General features: G+C 67.3%; 20 protein-coding genes. 17 read left to right on the top strand and 3 right to left on the bottom strand.

The annotated features are described in order from the left end of the window. Positions 1 to 5: 5 nt before the first annotated feature. Positions 6 to 2,219 (bottom strand): hypothetical protein, encoded by a 2,214-nt coding sequence (locus ABC728_RS11515; RefSeq protein ID WP_416621121.1) that lies wholly within the window; start codon positions 2,217 to 2,219, stop codon positions 6 to 8. Between the two features lie 127 nt (positions 2,220 to 2,346). Here ABC728_RS11515 and flgF point away from each other — a divergent pair, with 127 nt between their 5' ends. From flgF to flgH, 4 genes are read left to right on the top strand one after another with little or no spacing between them, the layout of a single operon-like run. Beyond that, on the top strand, positions 2,347 to 3,099 hold the full coding sequence (gene flgF, locus ABC728_RS11510) for a flagellar basal-body rod protein FlgF (RefSeq protein ID WP_416621120.1): 753 nt from the start codon (positions 2,347 to 2,349) through the stop codon (positions 3,097 to 3,099). Positions 3,100 to 3,138: 39 nt separating this feature from the next. Beyond that, on the top strand, positions 3,139 to 3,924 hold the full coding sequence (gene flgG / locus ABC728_RS11505; RefSeq protein WP_416621119.1) for a flagellar basal-body rod protein FlgG: 786 nt from the start codon (positions 3,139 to 3,141) through the stop codon (positions 3,922 to 3,924). Between the two features lie 8 nt (positions 3,925 to 3,932). Beyond that, entirely contained in the window at positions 3,933 to 4,601 is a 669-nt protein-coding gene (flgA, locus tag ABC728_RS11500) for a flagellar basal body P-ring formation chaperone FlgA (RefSeq protein ID WP_416621118.1), read from the top strand. Between the two features lie 54 nt (positions 4,602 to 4,655). Then, the gene (gene flgH, locus ABC728_RS11495) at positions 4,656 to 5,399 is read left to right on the top strand and encodes a flagellar basal body L-ring protein FlgH (protein WP_416621117.1); all 744 of its coding nucleotides are present in this window, start codon (positions 4,656 to 4,658) and stop codon (positions 5,397 to 5,399) included. 217 nt (positions 5,400 to 5,616) lie between these two features. Here the strand turns inward: flgH and ABC728_RS11490 are convergent, their stop codons facing one another. Continuing rightward, on the bottom strand, positions 5,617 to 6,399 hold the full coding sequence (locus ABC728_RS11490; RefSeq protein ID WP_416621116.1) for a response regulator transcription factor: 783 nt from the start codon (positions 6,397 to 6,399) through the stop codon (positions 5,617 to 5,619). A gap of 275 nt (positions 6,400 to 6,674) precedes the next feature. Here ABC728_RS11490 and ABC728_RS11485 point away from each other — a divergent pair, with 275 nt between their 5' ends. The 8 genes from ABC728_RS11485 (at position 6,675) to ABC728_RS11450 (ending at position 12,818) form a co-directional block, all read left to right on the top strand. Beyond that, positions 6,675 to 7,799 (top strand): flagellar basal body P-ring protein FlgI, encoded by a 1,125-nt coding sequence (locus ABC728_RS11485; RefSeq protein ID WP_416621115.1) that lies wholly within the window; start codon positions 6,675 to 6,677, stop codon positions 7,797 to 7,799. Then, complete coding sequence (locus tag ABC728_RS11480; RefSeq protein ID WP_416621114.1) at positions 7,799 to 8,095, top strand: rod-binding protein; 297 nt, start codon at positions 7,799 to 7,801, stop codon at positions 8,093 to 8,095. Before ABC728_RS11485 ends, ABC728_RS11480 begins: the two co-directional genes overlap by 1 nt. Positions 8,096 to 8,099: 4 nt before the next feature. Beyond that, positions 8,100 to 8,600, top strand: coding sequence for a hypothetical protein (locus tag ABC728_RS11475; protein ID WP_416621113.1), 501 nt, complete (start codon positions 8,100 to 8,102; stop codon positions 8,598 to 8,600). Between the two features lie 371 nt (positions 8,601 to 8,971). Next, entirely contained in the window at positions 8,972 to 9,823 is an 852-nt protein-coding gene (locus ABC728_RS11470; protein ID WP_416621112.1) for a flagellin N-terminal helical domain-containing protein, read from the top strand. 147 nt (positions 9,824 to 9,970) lie between these two features. Beyond that, the gene (gene flaF, locus ABC728_RS11465; protein WP_416621111.1) at positions 9,971 to 10,324 is read left to right on the top strand and encodes a flagellar biosynthesis regulator FlaF; all 354 of its coding nucleotides are present in this window, start codon (positions 9,971 to 9,973) and stop codon (positions 10,322 to 10,324) included. Positions 10,325 to 10,474: 150 nt separating this feature from the next. Next, a complete protein-coding gene (locus ABC728_RS11460) occupies positions 10,475 to 10,912 on the top strand; it encodes a flagellar biosynthesis repressor FlbT (protein ID WP_416621110.1) in 438 nt (145 codons plus the stop codon). 68 nt (positions 10,913 to 10,980) lie between these two features. Beyond that, the gene (locus tag ABC728_RS11455) at positions 10,981 to 11,310 is read left to right on the top strand and encodes a hypothetical protein (protein ID WP_416621109.1); all 330 of its coding nucleotides are present in this window, start codon (positions 10,981 to 10,983) and stop codon (positions 11,308 to 11,310) included. Continuing rightward, positions 11,307 to 12,818, top strand: a complete 1,512-nt coding sequence (locus ABC728_RS11450; RefSeq protein ID WP_416621108.1) for a DUF1217 domain-containing protein — start codon at positions 11,307 to 11,309, stop codon at positions 12,816 to 12,818. Before ABC728_RS11455 ends, ABC728_RS11450 begins: the two co-directional genes overlap by 4 nt. Positions 12,819 to 12,843: 25 nt before the next feature. Here the strand turns inward: ABC728_RS11450 and fliI are convergent, their stop codons facing one another. Beyond that, a complete protein-coding gene (gene fliI / locus ABC728_RS11445; RefSeq protein ID WP_416621107.1) occupies positions 12,844 to 14,235 on the bottom strand; it encodes a flagellar protein export ATPase FliI in 1,392 nt (463 codons plus the stop codon). Positions 14,236 to 14,400: 165 nt separating this feature from the next. On the opposite strand from fliI, the gene ABC728_RS11440 reads away from it, so the two are divergent. The 5 genes from ABC728_RS11440 to ABC728_RS11420 are packed head-to-tail and all read left to right on the top strand — an operon-like array spanning position 14,401 to position 16,470. Beyond that, positions 14,401 to 14,796, top strand: a complete 396-nt coding sequence (locus ABC728_RS11440) for a flagellar basal body protein (RefSeq protein WP_416621106.1) — start codon at positions 14,401 to 14,403, stop codon at positions 14,794 to 14,796. Positions 14,797 to 14,812: 16 nt separating this feature from the next. Continuing rightward, complete coding sequence (gene flgC, locus ABC728_RS11435) at positions 14,813 to 15,232, top strand: flagellar basal body rod protein FlgC (protein ID WP_416621105.1); 420 nt, start codon at positions 14,813 to 14,815, stop codon at positions 15,230 to 15,232. Positions 15,233 to 15,261: 29 nt separating this feature from the next. Then, on the top strand, positions 15,262 to 15,573 hold the full coding sequence (locus ABC728_RS11430) for a flagellar hook-basal body complex protein FliE (protein ID WP_416621104.1): 312 nt from the start codon (positions 15,262 to 15,264) through the stop codon (positions 15,571 to 15,573). Positions 15,574 to 15,586: 13 nt separating this feature from the next. Continuing rightward, positions 15,587 to 15,856, top strand: a complete 270-nt coding sequence (fliQ, locus tag ABC728_RS11425) for a flagellar biosynthesis protein FliQ (protein ID WP_416621103.1) — start codon at positions 15,587 to 15,589, stop codon at positions 15,854 to 15,856. Further along, positions 15,853 to 16,470 (top strand): murein transglycosylase, encoded by a 618-nt coding sequence (locus ABC728_RS11420; protein WP_416621102.1) that lies wholly within the window; start codon positions 15,853 to 15,855, stop codon positions 16,468 to 16,470. The genes fliQ and ABC728_RS11420 overlap by 4 nt, the downstream gene beginning before the upstream one ends. The last annotated feature ends 29 nt before the right edge of the window (positions 16,471 to 16,499 follow it).

Raw genomic sequence — 16,499 nt, 5'->3', positions numbered from 1 at the left:
GCTTTTCAGTTGGCCCCGGACGGTCCGACCAGGCGCCCCAGGGCGGCGGCATCGTCCAGCAGGCCGCGCAGGGCCGCCTCGCCGGCATCGGCGGCCGGCACGGGCCGCGCCAGCAACCGCAGCCCGTCCGCCCAGCCCTGCCCGTCCAGGGCCGCGTCCTGTCCGGCCAGGATGTGGTGTGCGGCGGGATCGCCGGCCAGCATGGCGGCCAGGGCCAGCCGTGCCGCGTCACGCGGCGGCAGGGGGCCTTCGGCCGCCAGCGCCTTGTACGCCGTCGCCGCAGCACCCCATTCGCCCCGCTGCCACAGGCCCGCCGCCCGGATCGCCAGCCTGTCCGTGCCGGCCGCGTCGCCCATGGCCGCCAGCGCGCCGTCGGGGTCACCGGCCAGCAGCAGGGCGCGGGCCCGCAATCCACGCCCGCGCCGTATCTCCTCCTGTGCCGCGTCCTCGCCGGCGCCGTCAAGGGCGGCCAGGGCGGCCGCGGCGTGGCCCGCCGCCAGTTCCATGATGGCAAGATCGTGGGCGATGGCCGCCCGTTCCGCCGCCGGGACCTGTTCGGTCAGCCGCGCCAGTTCCTCCCTGGCGGCGCGCTGCACGCCGGCCGCCGACAGCATGGCGGCGAAGCGCCGCCGCACGGCCCAGCCGGCGGGCTCGGCGGGCAACAGGTCGCGATGACGCTGGAAGGCGGTGATCCGCTCGCTCAACGGAACCTGTGCGGCCGCGTCGCCGGCCAGCCCGTCGAACAGGTCGACGGCCAGATCGGCCTGTGCGGCCATGGCGGCCGGGGGGCGGTCGGGAAAGCGCAGGGCCAGCAGGCGCAGCTTCTCCAGCGCCCCGATAGTGTCGCCCTGCTGCTGTTCCAGCAGGGTCAGTTGCCAGAGGCTGTCGGCTTCCAGCGGGCTGCCAGGCCAGTCACGGATGGCCGTTATCAGCCCGGTCCGGCGGTCGGCCTTGGTCTGCTCCCCGCGTTCAACCCGCAGGGCCAGGGCCGCCAGTTCTGCCTGCGCGCCGGCCGGCCCGCCCAATGCCGCCGCCTGATCCCATTGCGCCAGCGCCAGGGCCGGGCGCGCGGCTGCGGCATGCAGGCGGCCCACCTCCGCATGCAGCCGTGCCTGCGCAACCGGGTCGGTGGCGTCCGGGTCCAGGGTGCGTGCGATGGCCCGCGCCATGCCGTCCAGCCCCGCTTCGGCCGCGATCGACAACAGGTCAAGGCCCAGGGTCCGGCGCAGGTCCGGCGGCAGGGAGGGCAGGGCGCGGGCCGCCGCCGGCAGATACCGCACAGCGTCGCGACCCTGGCCGCGGCGTTCCAGAAGGATGGCGGCCCAGAACGGGCCGTCGCCGGCCCGCAGTGACGGGGGCGTCAGCACCCGGTCGGCCAGCGGGTCGCGCGGGTCGGCCAGGATTGCGGCGATGGCGGTCAGCGGCTGGCCGGTATCGCCGGGCAACCGCTCCCGCACAAGGGCCAATGCCTCCACACCCCGGTTCCAGGCCAGATGAAACCGGACCAGATCGCGCAGCGGTCCCTCATCGCCGGGGGCGGCCTGGGCCAGCGCCAGGCGCAGCCGGTCGCGTGTGGCCAGGAACGGCCCCTGTCGCCATGCCGCCAGATCGACCAGCGTGGCTTCCCGGCCCCAGGCGGGGTCAGGCAGGCGCGGGTCATGGGGTGTCGCCGACAGTGCTGCGGGTTCCCGCACGGGTGGGGTCATGGCCTCGCGCGCGCCATCGGCAACGGCCTTGCGGGCGAATTCCGCCTCCGCCGGCGTCAGTTCCGGTGGGATGGGCTGGCCGGCGCCGGGTGGTGGTGTCGATGCGGTCCGGTCGGCGGGGTCGGGCGGGGCTGGCTTGCGCCCCGGTGTCACGGGTGCTGCCACCGTCATCACCATCTTCCGGTCCCGCCGCCAGATCGTGATGACGGCACTGCATTGGGTGGCGACGTTCAGCGTCCGCCGGTCGATCAGTTCGACATGCCGGATGCGCCCGCCGCCATGCGCGGCCGGGGTGATGTCCAGCGCGTCGCCTTCCGCCAGCGGCAGCGACAGTAAAGCCCCGCACTGGTCGCGGCGGAACCGGCGTGGTGTCAGGTCGCCGCTGTCGATCAGCAGTTCCGTCACCGCCCCCGTCACGCGGATATCGACGGGGATCGGCCCGGCCCAGGTCGGTCCCGCCAGGCACAGGCCGGCGGGAAGCGAGGTCATCAGGATGCGCAGAAACTGTCTCATTGCCCGTCCGCAGCCGATCTTGAACGCGGATTTAACCTAGCCGCTGCACATTAAAGCCGGGTCAAAGCAGCGGCCATGCGATCCGGGACACCGGTTCGGCCGCCGGATGAAGCTGGAGGCCGGAACCTTGGAAAACGCGCTTTACGTCGCGCTGTCACAACAGATGGCGCTGCGCCGCATGCTGGACGTCACCGCCAACAATGTGGCGAACATGAATACGGCGGCCTTCCGTGCCGAACGGCCGGTCTTTGACGATTTCGTCAGCCGGACCGGCCGCGGGGCCGATCCCACCGCCTTCGTCATCGACCGGGCCACCTATACCGACACGCGCGAGGGGGCGCTGTCCACCACCGGCAATCCGCTGGACATCGCCATCCGCGGCGACGGCTGGCTGCAGATCGAAACGCCGGACGGCCCGCGCTACAGCCGAGACGGCCGCCTGGGGCGGTCGCTGGAAGGCGACCTGATCACCGTGGACGGGCGGCCCGTGCTGGATGCCGACGGCAACCGCATCACCGTGCCGGAGGATGTCGGGCCGCTGACCATCGCCGCCGACGGCACCCTCTCCTACACCGTCGAAGGCGGGGGGCAGGAGATACAGAGCGTCGAACTGGGCCGCCTCGGCCTATACACGCTGCCGGGCGCCCAGGGACTGGCCCGTGGCGGCGACGGGCTGGTCACCGCCACGGGCACGCCTGAACCCGCCACCAATGTCACGATCGTCCAGGGCGCCCTGGAAGGATCCAACGTCCAGCCCATCGTGGAAATGGTGCGGCTGATCGACCTGACGCGCGCCTACGGCCAGGCCAACAAGCTGACCGAGGCGGAGAATGACCGCCAGCGCAACGCCATCAACAAGATCGGCGGCCCGGCGACCTGATCGCCGACGCCCGCCGGCCCTGCCAGAAGGAACAGACCCATGCGCACGCTCGACATCGCCGCCAGCGGCATGATGGCCCAGCAGATGAACGTGGAGGTCATCTCCAACAACATCGCCAACATCAACACCGTCGGCTTCAAGCGGTCCCGCGCCGAATTCCAGGACCTGATGTACCAGTCGCAGTTGCGGCCCGGCGCCACCGCGTCCGACCAGGGCGACATCGTGCCGGCGGGCATCCAGCTTGGCCTCGGCGTCAAGCCGGGGGCCGTGGCGCGCCAGCATGTGCAGGGCACGCTGACCCGGACGGAGGGGGATTACGACGTGGCGCTGGACGGCCGCGGCTATTTCCTGGTCACCCTGCCCACGGGGGAGACGGCCTATAGCCGGGCCGGCAATTTCAAGCTGTCGCCGGAAGGCACCATCGTCAACAGCGACGGGTACGAGATCAGCCCCGGCATCACCGTGCCGGAGAATACCCGCGACGTCATGATCAACAGCAATGGTGAGGTCCTGGCCTATGTCGACGGCCAGATCGAGCCGGACAATGTCGGACAGTTCGATATTGCCATGTTCGTGAACGAGGCGGGGCTGGAGGCCGTGGGGGGCAACCTCTACCTGGAGACCCCGGCTTCCGGCGTGCCCATTCTGGGTATCCCGGGGCAATTGGGATTCGGCACGGTGCGCCAGGGTTATGTCGAGGCGTCCAACGTCAACATCGTGCAGGAGATCACCAACCTGATTTCCGCCCAGCGCGCCTATGAGATGAACAGCCGCACCGTCGAAGCCGGCGACCAGATGCTGAACACCCTGGTCCAGATGCGGTGAGGCGGAGGATGCGGCACCTGCTTTCCCCCCTGGCGCTGGCCCTGCTGCTGGCGGTCGGCCCTGCCGTCCCGGCCCGGGCCGACGCGGACGCCGATGCGCTTTTGCGCGCGGCCATCCACAACCGCTATGGCAGTGCCCTGGGACAGGGCGAGCTGCGGCTGCGCATCGTCACCGCCATTGCCGGGGGGATGGAAAAGGTGGAGGCACTGAATGTCGACCCCGGCAGCCGGCGTTTCGCCGCCATCCTGTCCGGCCCACACCAGCGCCAGCGCGTGGAGGGCGAGATATGGACGGAGATCGAGATACCGGTTCCCAACCGGCGGATGGCGCCCGGTGAGATCATCACCGACGGGGACCTGACATTGATACCGGTCCGTACCGACCAGGTGGGGCAACGCACCATCACCGACCGGGCCGGCCTGATCGGTATGGAGGCGCGGCGGGTGCTGTCCCCTGGCCGGCCCGTGCCCGCCAGTTCCATTGCGGCCCAGCCCGTCGTGCAGCGTAACCGGCCGGTTACGCTGGAATACCGCCAGGGCGCCCTGCTGATCACGGCGCGCGGCCGGGCGCTGGCCGATGGTGCCCTGGGCGAGATGATCAGGGTCCAGAACCTTGACAGCAACCGGACCCTGGCCGCGACGGTCACCGGTCCGGACACGGTTTCCGCGGCCGAATGACCGGCCGCCCTATCGCCAGACAGCCAATCGCCTGACAGAAGGAACGGCCCGCCCATGTCCATTCTCCGACCCACGGCCCTGATGCTGGCGGCCCCGTTCTTGTTGGCGGTGCCATTGCTGGGGGGGTGTGCCGATCGGTTCGACCATATCGGCCGCGCCCCCGACATGACGCCGATCGATGATCCGCGCCGCCAGACGGAGGCGACGGGCGTCACCATGCCCATGCCGGAACGGTCCACCACCATGCGTCAGGCCGCTTCGCTGTGGGAGGCCGATGTGCGCGGCTTTCTGCGCGACATGCGGGCCAGCAAGATCGGCGATATCGTGACCGTGGAAGTCGACATGGCCGAACAGGCCCGGATCAGCAACCAGACCTCCCGTTCCCGTGGGGCGGGTGAAAAGATGGGCGTCCCCAACCTGTTCGGGCTGGAAACGGCGCTGCCGAACAGCATCGACCCCGACAATCTGGTCAATCTGAATGCCACCGGCAGCAGCAATGGCGCGGGGGCGGTGAACCGGCAGGAGAATATCCGCCTGAAGGTGGCCGCCGTGGTGACCGACATCCTGCCCAATGGCAATCTGGTGATTGCCGGCCGGCAGGAGATGCGCGTGAATTATGAATTGCGCGAACTGCGTATCGCCGGGGTCATCCGCCCCCAGGACATCACGACGCGCAACACCGTTTCCTATGAGAAGATCGCGGAGGCGCGCATCGCCTATGGCGGCCGGGGCCAGATCATGGACATGCAGCAGCCCCGGCTGGGCCAGCAGGTCCTGGATGTGATTTTGCCCTTCTGACCGCCGGGCCGGGGGGCGACCTAATTGCGCTGATTAGACCTTTTACCCATCCGCCAAAGGTCAAACCTTCGGCGGATGGGTACGGCGGCGACTGCCGCCGTGCCGCTCGTGCGGCGCGCCCAAGCCCTTGGCATGTTGGCGCCGGCGATTGCGGGCGGTGATCAGAACCAACAGGGTCTGATCACCGCATGGTATAAGCTGATAAAGACGGCAGGCATCACGCGCGGGCGCAGATGGTCGATGGCGTCTTGATCAGTGCGGGGATGGGTGGGCGGCCGGCCCTCATCGGGGCCGGGTCGCCGGGGTCGCGGTCCTCGTCGGGCGGGGCCTCGAACTTGTAGCCACGGCCATAGACCGTCTCGATATATTTGTCGCCACCCGTCGCCTCGGCGATCTTCTTGCGCAGCTTGCAGATATAGACGTCGATCACCTTGTCGAGCGGGTCCGACCCGGACAGGGTATAGACCGTTTCGTAGATTTTCTCCTTGGAGACGACGCGGCCCACATTCAGCGCCAGCACGCTGAAGATCGCATGTTCACGGTGCGACAGGCGCAGGCGCTGCCCGTCCACCGCCGGGTCCCGGCCATCCAGGAACACGGTCAGCCGCCCGACGGTCAGTTCCGGAGAGGAATGGCCATGCGTCCGGCGCCGGACCGCGTGCAGGCGCGCCTCGATCTCCTGCGGGTTGATCGGCTTGACCAGCACGTCATCGGCACCGGCGCGCAGATGCTGGATGGTGGAGTTGACGCAGCGGTGATCCAGCAGGCTGACGATGATCGCCGCGCCCACCTTGGCCCGCAGACTGGCGATGAACGTATCGCCGCTGCTGGCATTGCCCACCAGGATCGCGTCGTAGTTCTCCAATGACCCATCGCGTTCGGCAATCAATGTTTCCACATTTTCCTGCGACTGCTGCTCGCAACGAACGCCGATGCGGCCAATGGCGCGGGAGATTGCCCCAGCGATGGTCTGATCGTTCTCGATCAACAAGACTCGCATTGCCCCAACTCCTGATTTAAGTAAAATTCTACAGGAATTTTACAGGACCGATTTCGGTCGAAGAAAAAACTTCTAATTTGGTTGTATTTCTGTCATTCTTCCGTCCGATGTCCTGATACAGACGAGCAATGGCTACCTATGATGTCGTAGTCAAGTCGGGATCGACTCCGAAAATTAAACCAGTATTAACGCGAACGGATGATCTGTCTTGGAAAAGCCGTTTTAACCCCATCGCGCTATGATGTGGCCATCAACTACATCTTGTGGGGTCGGAAATGGCTCAACCTCGCCATGTCGGTGGCTTTCTCGCCTTGATCACCGCCGGCCTGCTGGCCTTTCCCCTGGCCGCGACAGCGCAGATGCGCATCAAGGATCTGGTGGAGGTGGAGGGCGTCCGCGGCAACCAGTTGCTGGGCTACGGCCTTGTTGTCGGATTGAACGGCACGGGGGACCGGTTGCAGAACTCTCCCTTCACGCAGCAGAGCCTGGAAGGCATGCTGGAACGCCTGGGCGTGAATATTACCGGCCTGAACGTGAAGACTCGCAATGTCGCGGCCGTGATGGTCATGGCGGAGCTGCCGCCGTTCCCGCGTCAGGGCACGCGGGTCGATGTCTCGATCTCCACCATGGGGGATGCCAAGAGCCTGGCGGGCGGCAATCTGATCGCCACGCCCCTGATGGGGGCGGATGGAAAGATCTATGCCGTGGCGCAGGGCCCGGTGGCCACGGCCGGCTATGCCGTCGAGGGGGCGGCAGCCAGCGTGACGAAGGGTGTTCCCACTTCCGGCCGGGTGGCCAACGGCGCCATCGTGGAACGTGAGGTCGATTTCGACCTGGATTCGCTGTCGCGGGTGCGGCTTGCCTTGCGCAATCCCGATTTCTCCACGGCCAACCGCATCGCCACGGCCGTCAATCAGACGCTGGGCGCGGGCACGGCGCGGGCCACCGACCCCACGACGGTCGATCTGATCGTGCCTGCCACCTATCAGGGTGACGTCGCCGCCTTGCTGACGCGGATCGAGACGATCCAGGTCAGGCCCGACCAGGTCGCCCGCGTCGTCATCGACGAGCAGTCCGGCACCATCGTCATGGGCGAGAATGTGCGGATCAGCACGGTGGCCATCGCCCAGGGCAACCTGACGGTCCGGGTGGAGGAGACTCCCCAGGTCTCCCAGCCCGGACCCTTCGCACAGCAGGGCCAGACCACAATCGTTCCCCGCACCCAGATCACCGTGGACGAGGGGGAGGGCCAGCGCATCAATGTGCTGGAGGGCGGGGTTTCGCTCAACGACCTTGTCAATGGGCTGAACCGGCTGGGCGCCACGCCGCGCGATGTGATCGTCATCCTGCAGGCCATCAAGGCAGCAGGGGCCCTTCATGCCGAACTGGAGGTGATGTGATGGAGATCGCCGATATCCCCGGCATCCGACAGCCGCCGCTGCCCCAGGCGGGGCCGGCCGGGGCGGCCGAGGCGGCCCGCAAGTTCGAGGCGTTGCTGCTGTCCCAGGCGCTGAACTCCATGTTCGAAGGTGTATCGACGGAGGGGCTGTTCGGGGGCGGCTATGCGGAGGAGGTGTTCCGGTCGATGATGCTGGAAGCTGTGGCCGACGGCATGGCGTCCAGCGGCGGCGGATTGGGCATTGCCGGCCATGTCCGCGCCCAGATCGCCCAGTATGGCCAGGCGCAGGAAGGGTGAACCGATGAATGCCGAGAACCTGTCCCCCGACATGCGGCTGCGCCTGGCGCAGGCATTCGAGATGCTGGCCGCCCTGCTGGACGAGGAAACCGACCTTGTGTCGACGGCCCGTACCGACGGGCTGGAGCTTTATTTCAACACCAAGCGCCGTCTGTTCGAACAGCTGGGCATCCTGCTGCGGGAAGCCAGCCGCGCACCGCCGCTGCCGGTCTTTGCGCCCGATCCGGCGGCCCCTGTCCTGGCCCCCGCCGGCGATGCCCGGGAGGAAGCCGCCGACACCGACCCGGCGCCGCCGGAACGGGTACGCCTTGCCGCGGCCCGCCTGTGTGCCGCCACGCGGGCCAATACCATCGCCCTGCAGGCAGCGCAGGAGGCCGTGACGGCCGTGGCCCGCCGGCTGGGCCGCGTGGCGGAACGCCAGCGCGCCGATGGGGTCTATGGCCGAACCGGCACCGCCGGTCCCCGCGCCATCCCCGGTTATGGCCGCATCGACCATAATCTCTAAATCCCAAGGGTCTGTCCGGGAATTTTTTTCACTTCAATGTTTTACACCATTCTGCTTTCGGCACCGCCATCACCCGTGCTGTGGCCGGGATCCAGAATGCCCAAGCGCCTTGCTTTCCAAACCGGGCCCGGCCACAGCACGGGTGATGGCGGTGCGAAGGAAAGGGGATGCAAAACGTCGGGAGCATGGAAGATTTTCCGGACGGACACTAAAGGCGTATGTCTCCGGAAGGATACCGCTTTTTAAGCGGATTTAATCCGGGCCTGCCAAAGTCGAAACAGCTCCCGGGCCTGTCGGAAACCCCATGAGGTCCCGGGGGTGGCTGCGTCAGAAGGCGCTTGATCCATCATCCATCCACGAAGGAAACGATCATGGCCGCTTCTATTCTGACCAATGTCGGCGCGATGGTTGCGCTGCAGACCCTGAACAAGACCAGCAAGGATTTGCAGACGGTTCAGGACCGTATCTCCACCGGCATGAAGGTGGCGACGGCCAAGGACAATTCGTCCTACTGGGCCATCTCCACCGTGATGAAGTCCGACGTGTCGGCGCTGAAGGCGCTGAACGAGAACATCGCCATCAACGCCGCCACGGTGCAGACCGCCCGCGTGGGTGCCGAGAACATCCAGAAGCTGCTGAGCGAGGTGAAGAACCAGCTTTCGCTGGCAACCTCCGCCTCGGTTGATCACGCCAAGATCGGCGACGAACTGGACAGCCTGGCCGCCAACATCCAGAACACCATCGACAGCGCCAGCTACAATGGTGAAAACCTGCTGGACAATGCCGACACCCGGACCCTGACCGTGTCGATCAACCGCAGCGGTGCCGCCATCACGGCGGTGACCGACACGATCGATGGCCAGGACATGTCAGCCGTCCAGACCTTCGTGGCCGGTCTGGCCGCCGCCATCAGCGGCGGTGCCGACGGTTCCGCCAACGCGGCCGCCGCCCAGACCCAGCTTCTGGCGCTGGAAACCCACATGGACACCGTGATCAGCGCTGCGGCCGAGTTCGGCAATGTCGGCAAGCGGCTGGACCTGCAGGCCGATTTCACCAGCAAGCTGGTGGACAGCCTGAACGAGGGTATCGGCACGCTGGTCGACGCCAACCTGAATGAAGAGTCCGCCCGCCTGCAGGCCCTGCAGGTTCAGCAGCAGCTCGGCATCCAGGCGTTGTCGATCGCCAACCAGGCACCGCAGAACATCCTGTCGCTGTTCCGTTGAGCCCACGGAACCGTTCATGGGAAGGGAGGCCGGCCGAAAGGCCGGCCTTCTTTATTTGAATATTTGCTTTTATTTTGCATTTCACCGCCTTTTAATAGGCGGGTGTTATTATCCCTTCATCTCTTCTTGATAAGGGAATAAGGAATAATGAGCGTCGCAGCCTATAGACAGTCCATCATGGACACGGCCACGCCCCGACAACTGGAGCGCAAGGTCTTTCAGCAGGTCACCATGGATCTGGAGACGGCCACCCGCAGCAACGACGCCATGGCCCGGATCCGCGCCATCGATCGCAACCGCCGGCTCTGGATCACCTTGATCGCCGATGTGTCCGATACGGGCAACCTGCTGCCGGATGCGCTGAAGGCGGGCCTGATCTCGCTGGGCCTCTGGGTCGACCGGTATAGCGGCCAGGCCCTGTCCACCGACCATCCGCTTTCGCCGCTTGTCGATGTCAACCGGGCCGTCATGCAGGGGCTGGGACCGGCGCCCGCGCGCTGATCCGGTCCGCATGCCGGTCCGAGGCCGGGCTGGCCCGCATGTCGATCTGGGCCCGCGTGTTGATCTGGGCCCGCGTGTTGATCTGGGCCCGCGTGTTGATCTGGCCCCGCGTGTTGATCTGGCCCCGCGTGTTGATCTGGAAGGTGTTCCATGGGACTAAAGCTGAAGCTGAAGCCCTTCGAGAAATTCATCGTGAACGGTGTGGTGATCGAAAATGGCCGCCATCGCAATACCGTCACCGTTGCCAACCATGCCCAGGTAATGACCGGCCGTTCGATCCTCCAGCCGGAGGAGGCGACGACACCGGTCAAACGCACCTATTACGCGGTACAGGCCATGCTGCTGGACCCGCCCAACGCGGAGCAGCAAAGGCCGCTGTACAATGCGCTGATCGCCCAGTTGCATGCCGCAATCCGTGACCCGGACATGACCTATCACCTGGCCGACGCGGACCGTTACGTACGCGACGGTGATTTCTACAAGGCGCTGGCGGCCCTGCGGCCCGTCATCGCCTATGAGGCGATCCTGCTGCCGCCCATGCCGGCAGCCCCGGTCGAACCGCTGCCAGAACGGGCGGCTGGTATGTAGGCGTCCCCGTGACGGGGGTGCGCAAGACCGGTCTTGACGCGGCGTGCCTGGCCGCGGGTGGAGGGACCATGAGTGACCCGAAAGCGATTGAACCGGTTTCCGGACCGGACGCGGCACGGCGAAGGCCGGCCGAACCCATGGTGCCGATCGTTCGGTCGTCTGAAAAGCGGGAGCGGGAGGCACCGGAGCCGCCGCCGGCACCGGTATCAGTGCCGGAGCCATCGCCCGCCTTCCGTCCCTATCGCGTGATGCTGGACCCCGAGACGCGGCGGCTGTTCACCGAGGTGATCGATACCCGCACGGGTAATGTGCTGCTGCGCATCCCGCCGGGCTATGTCCCGTCGGAGGAGGGGGCCGGCGATGCCGGCACCAGCGGCCGGCGGGAGGTGGAGCTATGAGCATCACGGGCTTCGGCGCCAATCTGGTCACCGGCGGTTCCGGTTCCTCCCTGCTGCAATGGCGGCTGCTGACGCGCACGCAGGACCGGCAGAAGGCCATGATGATGGCCGACCCCGTCAACAGCGCTGACACGGCCTATGCCCGTGCCCGCCTGCCGCATGTGGGCACGGTGGACGACCTGATGTCCGACCGCCGGCTTTACACCTATGTGATGCGTGCCTTCGGGCTGGAGGATCAGGTCAATTCCCAGGCCCTGGTCCGCAAGGTGCTCGAAAGCGACCTGTCGGACAATGGCTCCGTTGCCAACCGCATGGGCGATCCACGGTTCCGTGAACTGGCGGGTGCCTTCAATTTCGGCCCCGCTGCGGGCAATGGCACATCCGGGCCGTCCTTTGTGGGTCAGATATCCGACCGCTATGTCACCGCCCTTTTCGAGCGCGAGATCGGTCAGCGCAACAAGGCGCTGGAAATCATGCTGGATTTCAGCCGCAAGCTGCCGGACAAGGCAAGCTGGGCTGACCTGATGGACGATCCGGACATGGCGTCCGTCGTGCGCACCGTCTATGGCCTGCCGCCGCCGATCGGCCCGGCCGATGCCGCCTCGCAGGCCCGCGACCTGGAAAACACCATCCCCTTCGCCGAGATGCGGTTGCCCCCCACGCAGGCCCAGTTCCGCCGCGACTTTTTCGATGTCTGGGATTATGAGGGCAATCCGCGCGGCGGCCCGGTCGCCAGCCGGGTGCAGTGGGACATGATGACCAGCACCTATGACCGCGACAGGGCGGCCTTCGCCGCGCGGCCGGATGTCCGGCGCGGGCTGGCCGAACTGGCCGCGAAGCTGCCGGCGGTGACAACGGCCGGCGACCTGCTGGCGGACCGACGGCTGCTGGTGCCCGTGCTGACGGCCTTCGGTCTGGAGGATATGGCGGCCGACACCAACCGGCTGCGTCTGGTGCTGGCCAGCGACCCGGCCGATCCCGGCAGTTTCGCGGCCAAGGCGGGGGACCGGGAGAAAGCGCTGGCGCTGGCCTTCGGCACGGCCAACAGCGGCGCCAGGCGGCGCGGCAGCCCCGCCTTCGTCACCGACATCGTGAAACGATACGAGACGCAGAGCTTCGAGGTTTCAGCTGGCAATGCCAACGAGGCCCTGCGCCTGGGCCTCTATTTCCAGCGCAAGGCCGGCGGCATCACAAGCTGGTATCAGGTGCTGGCCGACAAAGCGCTGGCCGAGTTCGCCCGCACCGCACTGGGCCTGCCCGACCAGGCCGCCCAGATCGACCTGGACCGGCAGGTGACGATCCTGCAGGGCCGGCTCGACATCAAGAAGCTGGCGGACCCGGCAGAGGTCGCCAAGCTCGTCGAGCGGTTCATGATGATGTACGACATCAATGGCGACGGCGCGGCGGCGGTGGCCTCCAGCCCCGCCATCCAGTTGCTGTCCGGCAGCGGACGCACCACCATCGATCCATCCACCCTGATGGCGCTGGCCACGACAAGGCGGTGGTGAGGGGCGGACAACGCCTTCCTTAGCGCTACCCCCGCCGCCGGGCCGGAACGCCTGGCTTGCCGGCCGGTTCGGGCGGCGGCGGGGCCGGTGCGGAAAGGTCGGCCTGGATGGCATCCAGCACGGCGAAGGACCGGGTGGCGGCGGTGGTTTCCGCCTTGCCCTGCTTCAGGAATGCCTGAAGCGCCGGATTGGCCTTGATGGCGCGGTCCACCTCTTCGTCGCTGCCGGCGCGATAGGCACCCAGGCGGATCATCTCCTCCATCGCCTCGTACCGGGAAAGAAGCGCGCGGGCGCCGGCCACGGTCTCGTTCTCCTGTGGTGAATGGCAGCCGGGCAGGGCGCGCGACACGCTTTTCAGCACATCGATGGCGGGATAGCGGCCGCGCTCCGCGATCTTGCGATCCATGACGATATGGCCGTCCAGGATGCCGCGCACGGCGTCGGCCACCGGCTCGTCATGGTCGCCGCCATCGACCAGCACCGTGAAGATACCCGTGATGTCCCCGGTCCCTTCCCGGCCGGGACCTGCGCGTTCCAGAAGACGCGGCAGTTCGGCGAAGGTGCTGGGCGGATAGCCCTTGGTGGTGGGCGGCTCGCCGGCCGACAGCCCGATTTCCCGCTGGGCCATGGCGAAGCGGGTGATGCTGTCCATCATGCACAGCACATCGCGCCCGCCATCACGGAAATGTTCCGCTACGGCCATGGTCAGATAGGCGGCCTGCCGCCGCGCCAGGGCCGGCTGGTCGCCCGTCGCCACGATCACGACGCTGCGGGCCAGTCCCTCCGGCCCCAGATCGTCCTGGATGAATTCCTGCACCTCGCGCCCGCGTTCCCCGATCAGGCCGATGACGTTGACATCGGCGGCACTGGACCGGGCCAGCATGGCCAGCAGGGTCGACTTGCCCACCCCCGATCCGGCGAAGATGCCCAGGCGCTGGCCCCGGCACAGCGGGGTGAAGGCATCGACGACGCGGATGCCGGTTTCCAGTCGCGCGCCCATGCGCCGCCGGTCGAAGGCCGGTGGCGGCATGGCGCGCAGGGGCCGGTTGGCATCACCCTGGTTCAGATGGCCCTTGCCGTCGATGGGGCGCCCGAAGGCATCCACCACCCGGCCCAGCCAGCCGTCACCGGGCCGGACCAGTCCCGAGGCGCGCCCCGCTTCCACCCTGGACCCCAGGCCGATCCCGTCCAGCGAGGAGAAGGGCAGCAGCACCGCCCGACCCTGGCGGAAACCGACGACCTCGCACGGGACGGTGCGGCCGTCGCGGGTGATGGCCATGCAGCCATCGCCCACCGACAGGCGGCGTTCCACGCCCGTCACCTCCATCGACAGGCCGGAACAGGCGACGACCTGGCCATGGAAACGCGGGCCGGGCAATTGTTGGATATCGGCCAGAAGGCCGGCCAGGATGGTCATGCGGGCTGTTTCCCGGTGGTGGGTCTGCTGTGCCCCCATCCTTGGCCGGCGCGGTTAAAGCCGGTTAAAAGCCCCCATCGCCGTCCCTTCCGCTTAAACGCGGCTTTAAGCCCCGCATGGAACCATCCCGGCTGCATCCCGCCTGTGAAGGGGAGTTTTGCCGAGATGGATCTGTCAACCATCGGCCTGTTCAACCTGGCAAGCCGCCGCATGGATTACCTGTCGGCCCGGCACAAGGTGCTGGCAGAGAATATTGCCAATGCCGACACGCCGGGCGCCAGGGCGCGCGACCTGAAGCCGTTCACCTTTGCCGAGGCGCTGAAAGGTGCGGGGGCCGGTCCGGTGCGCACCGATGCGGCGCATCTGGAACCCCTGCGCCCCGCCGCCGCCTTCCGCGATGACCGTCGCGCCGCCGTCTACGAGACGGCACCCGACGGGAACAGCGTGATCCTGGAAGAGCAGATGACCAAAACCGCCGAGGTCCGCCAGCAGTATGATCTGGCGGCCAACCTGTTCCAGAAAGGTGTGGGCATGATGCGCTTCGCCTACACCGGCCGTTGAGGGGGAGGCCCGCGTCATGAGCATCGATAATCTCGCCGCTTCCTTCGGTATTGCCGCGTCCGGCATGAAGGCCCAGACGACACGGCTGCGCGTGGTGGCGGAAAACATGGCCAATGCCAATTCCACATCCGAGGTGGCCGGCGGCGACCCCTACCGGCGCAAGACGGTGGTCTTTTCCAGCGCGCTGGACCGGGCGCTGAAGGCCGATCTGGTGGCGGTGAAGCGCGTGGGGCGCGACATGGGCGATTTCACCCTGGAATATAATCCCGGTCACCCTGCGGCCGACGGCAACGGCTATGTCAAGATGCCCAACGTCAACAGCCTGGTCGAAGCCATGGACATGCGGGAGGCCGGCCGTTCCTATGACGCCAACCTGAACGTGATGCAGCAGGCCCGCTCCATGCTGGGCCGCACCATCGACATGCTGCGCGGCTGAACCGCGGCCAAGCGACAGGAGATCCGATCATGGTCGTCGTCCCCCTTTCCGGCGTTGCCAACGCCTATGCCGCCGGCAAGATGCCCGGCATTGCCGGGGCCGGCGATGTCGCCGCCCCGGCGCAAGGGTCCTTTCCGGAAATCATCGGCAAGGCCGTCAAGGACGCCATCGCCACCATGCGCAACGGCGAGCAGGTGGCCGCCGCCGGCCTGCAGGGCAAGGCCAGTGCCCAGGATGTCGTACAGGCCACCCTGTCGGCCGAACTGACGGTGCAGGCCGTCACCACCGTGCGCGACAAGCTGGTGAACGCCTATCTCGACATCATGCGCATGCCGATATGACGGGGGCGGGCCGATGAACCAGGCGGACGTGCTGGACCTGCTGCGCAGCGGCATCTGGGCCGTGATCTGGGCAGCCACGCCGCCGCTGGTCGTGGCCCTGGTGGTCGGCTTCGGCATCTCCCTGATGCAGGCACTGACCCAGGTGCAGGAAGCGACCCTGTCCTTCGTGCCCAAGATCGTGGCCATCATGGTCACCGTGGTTCTGGCGCTGCCCTTCATGTTCCATGTGCTGTCAGGCTTCTGGGAGGAGATCATCACCCGCATCGGCGGCGTGCCGCCATGAGGGGGCGGGCGGCCCTGTTGATGCTGGCCCTGCTGTCGGGGGTTTCCGCCGCCGGGGCCGGCGATGCCGTGGCCTGCCTGTCCGCCATCCGCGACGCGGAACGCCAGATGCGCATGCCGGGCCGGTTGCTGATCGCCATCGGCGTCACGGAATCCGGACGGGAGGTGGATGGCCGCTTGACAGTCTGGCCCTGGACCGTCAACGCGGAGGGCAGGGGCCGCTATTTCGACAGCAAGGAGGCGGCGCTGGCCCATGTCCGGGCGCTGCGCCGGCGCGGCGTGCGGTCCATCGATGTCGGCTGCATGCAGGTCAATCTCCATTGGCATCCCGCGGCCTTCCCCGACCTGGAAACGGCCTTCGACCCGCAGGCGAACGTGGCCTATGCGGCGGGGATGCTGAAGGCCTTCCATGGCGACCTGCGCAACTGGACGCGGTCGGTCAAGCACTACCATTCGCGCACACCCGACAGGGGCAGCGCCTATTTCGACCGGGTGGCCGCGAACCTGCGGCTGGTGCTGCTGCGCCGCAATGACCTGGCCGACATGCCGCCGCCCCGCAGCCGCAAGCCGGAACCGGCCGGCGAACCCTGGGCCCTGCCGGCCCGGACGCGGTGACTTGAACCCCAGTTTTACCGCGCGCCGGT

Source organism: Niveispirillum fermenti (assembly GCF_052474395.1).
This window is presented reverse-complemented; position numbering and strand designations above follow the sequence as displayed.

Excerpts from the sequence above, each read along its gene's own strand:
- ABC728_RS11440 (WP_416621106.1), top strand. The coding sequence starts at position 14,401 with ATGGATCTGTCAACCATCGGCCTGTTCAACCTGGCAAGCCGCCGCATG.
- flgA (WP_416621118.1), top strand. The coding sequence starts at position 3,933 with ATGCGGCACCTGCTTTCCCCCCTGGCGCTGGCCCTGCTGCTGGCGGTC.
- ABC728_RS11475 (WP_416621113.1), top strand. The coding sequence starts at position 8,100 with ATGAATGCCGAGAACCTGTCCCCCGACATGCGGCTGCGCCTGGCGCAG.
- ABC728_RS11515 (WP_416621121.1), bottom strand. The coding sequence starts at position 2,219 with ATGAGACAGTTTCTGCGCATCCTGATGACCTCGCTTCCCGCCGGCCTG.
- flgC (WP_416621105.1), top strand. The coding sequence starts at position 14,813 with ATGAGCATCGATAATCTCGCCGCTTCCTTCGGTATTGCCGCGTCCGGC.
- ABC728_RS11490 (WP_416621116.1), bottom strand. The coding sequence starts at position 6,399 with ATGCGAGTCTTGTTGATCGAGAACGATCAGACCATCGCTGGGGCAATC.
- flgG (WP_416621119.1), top strand. The coding sequence starts at position 3,139 with ATGCGCACGCTCGACATCGCCGCCAGCGGCATGATGGCCCAGCAGATG.
- fliI (WP_416621107.1), bottom strand. The coding sequence starts at position 14,235 with ATGACCATCCTGGCCGGCCTTCTGGCCGATATCCAACAATTGCCCGGC.
- ABC728_RS11460 (WP_416621110.1), top strand. The coding sequence starts at position 10,475 with ATGGGACTAAAGCTGAAGCTGAAGCCCTTCGAGAAATTCATCGTGAAC.
- fliQ (WP_416621103.1), top strand. The coding sequence starts at position 15,587 with ATGAACCAGGCGGACGTGCTGGACCTGCTGCGCAGCGGCATCTGGGCC.
- ABC728_RS11470 (WP_416621112.1), top strand. The coding sequence starts at position 8,972 with ATGGCCGCTTCTATTCTGACCAATGTCGGCGCGATGGTTGCGCTGCAG.
- ABC728_RS11455 (WP_416621109.1), top strand. The coding sequence starts at position 10,981 with ATGAGTGACCCGAAAGCGATTGAACCGGTTTCCGGACCGGACGCGGCA.
- ABC728_RS11430 (WP_416621104.1), top strand. The coding sequence starts at position 15,262 with ATGGTCGTCGTCCCCCTTTCCGGCGTTGCCAACGCCTATGCCGCCGGC.
- flaF (WP_416621111.1), top strand. The coding sequence starts at position 9,971 with ATGAGCGTCGCAGCCTATAGACAGTCCATCATGGACACGGCCACGCCC.
- ABC728_RS11450 (WP_416621108.1), top strand. The coding sequence starts at position 11,307 with ATGAGCATCACGGGCTTCGGCGCCAATCTGGTCACCGGCGGTTCCGGT.
- ABC728_RS11485 (WP_416621115.1), top strand. The coding sequence starts at position 6,675 with ATGGCTCAACCTCGCCATGTCGGTGGCTTTCTCGCCTTGATCACCGCC.
- ABC728_RS11480 (WP_416621114.1), top strand. The coding sequence starts at position 7,799 with ATGGAGATCGCCGATATCCCCGGCATCCGACAGCCGCCGCTGCCCCAG.
- ABC728_RS11420 (WP_416621102.1), top strand. The coding sequence starts at position 15,853 with ATGAGGGGGCGGGCGGCCCTGTTGATGCTGGCCCTGCTGTCGGGGGTT.
- flgH (WP_416621117.1), top strand. The coding sequence starts at position 4,656 with ATGTCCATTCTCCGACCCACGGCCCTGATGCTGGCGGCCCCGTTCTTG.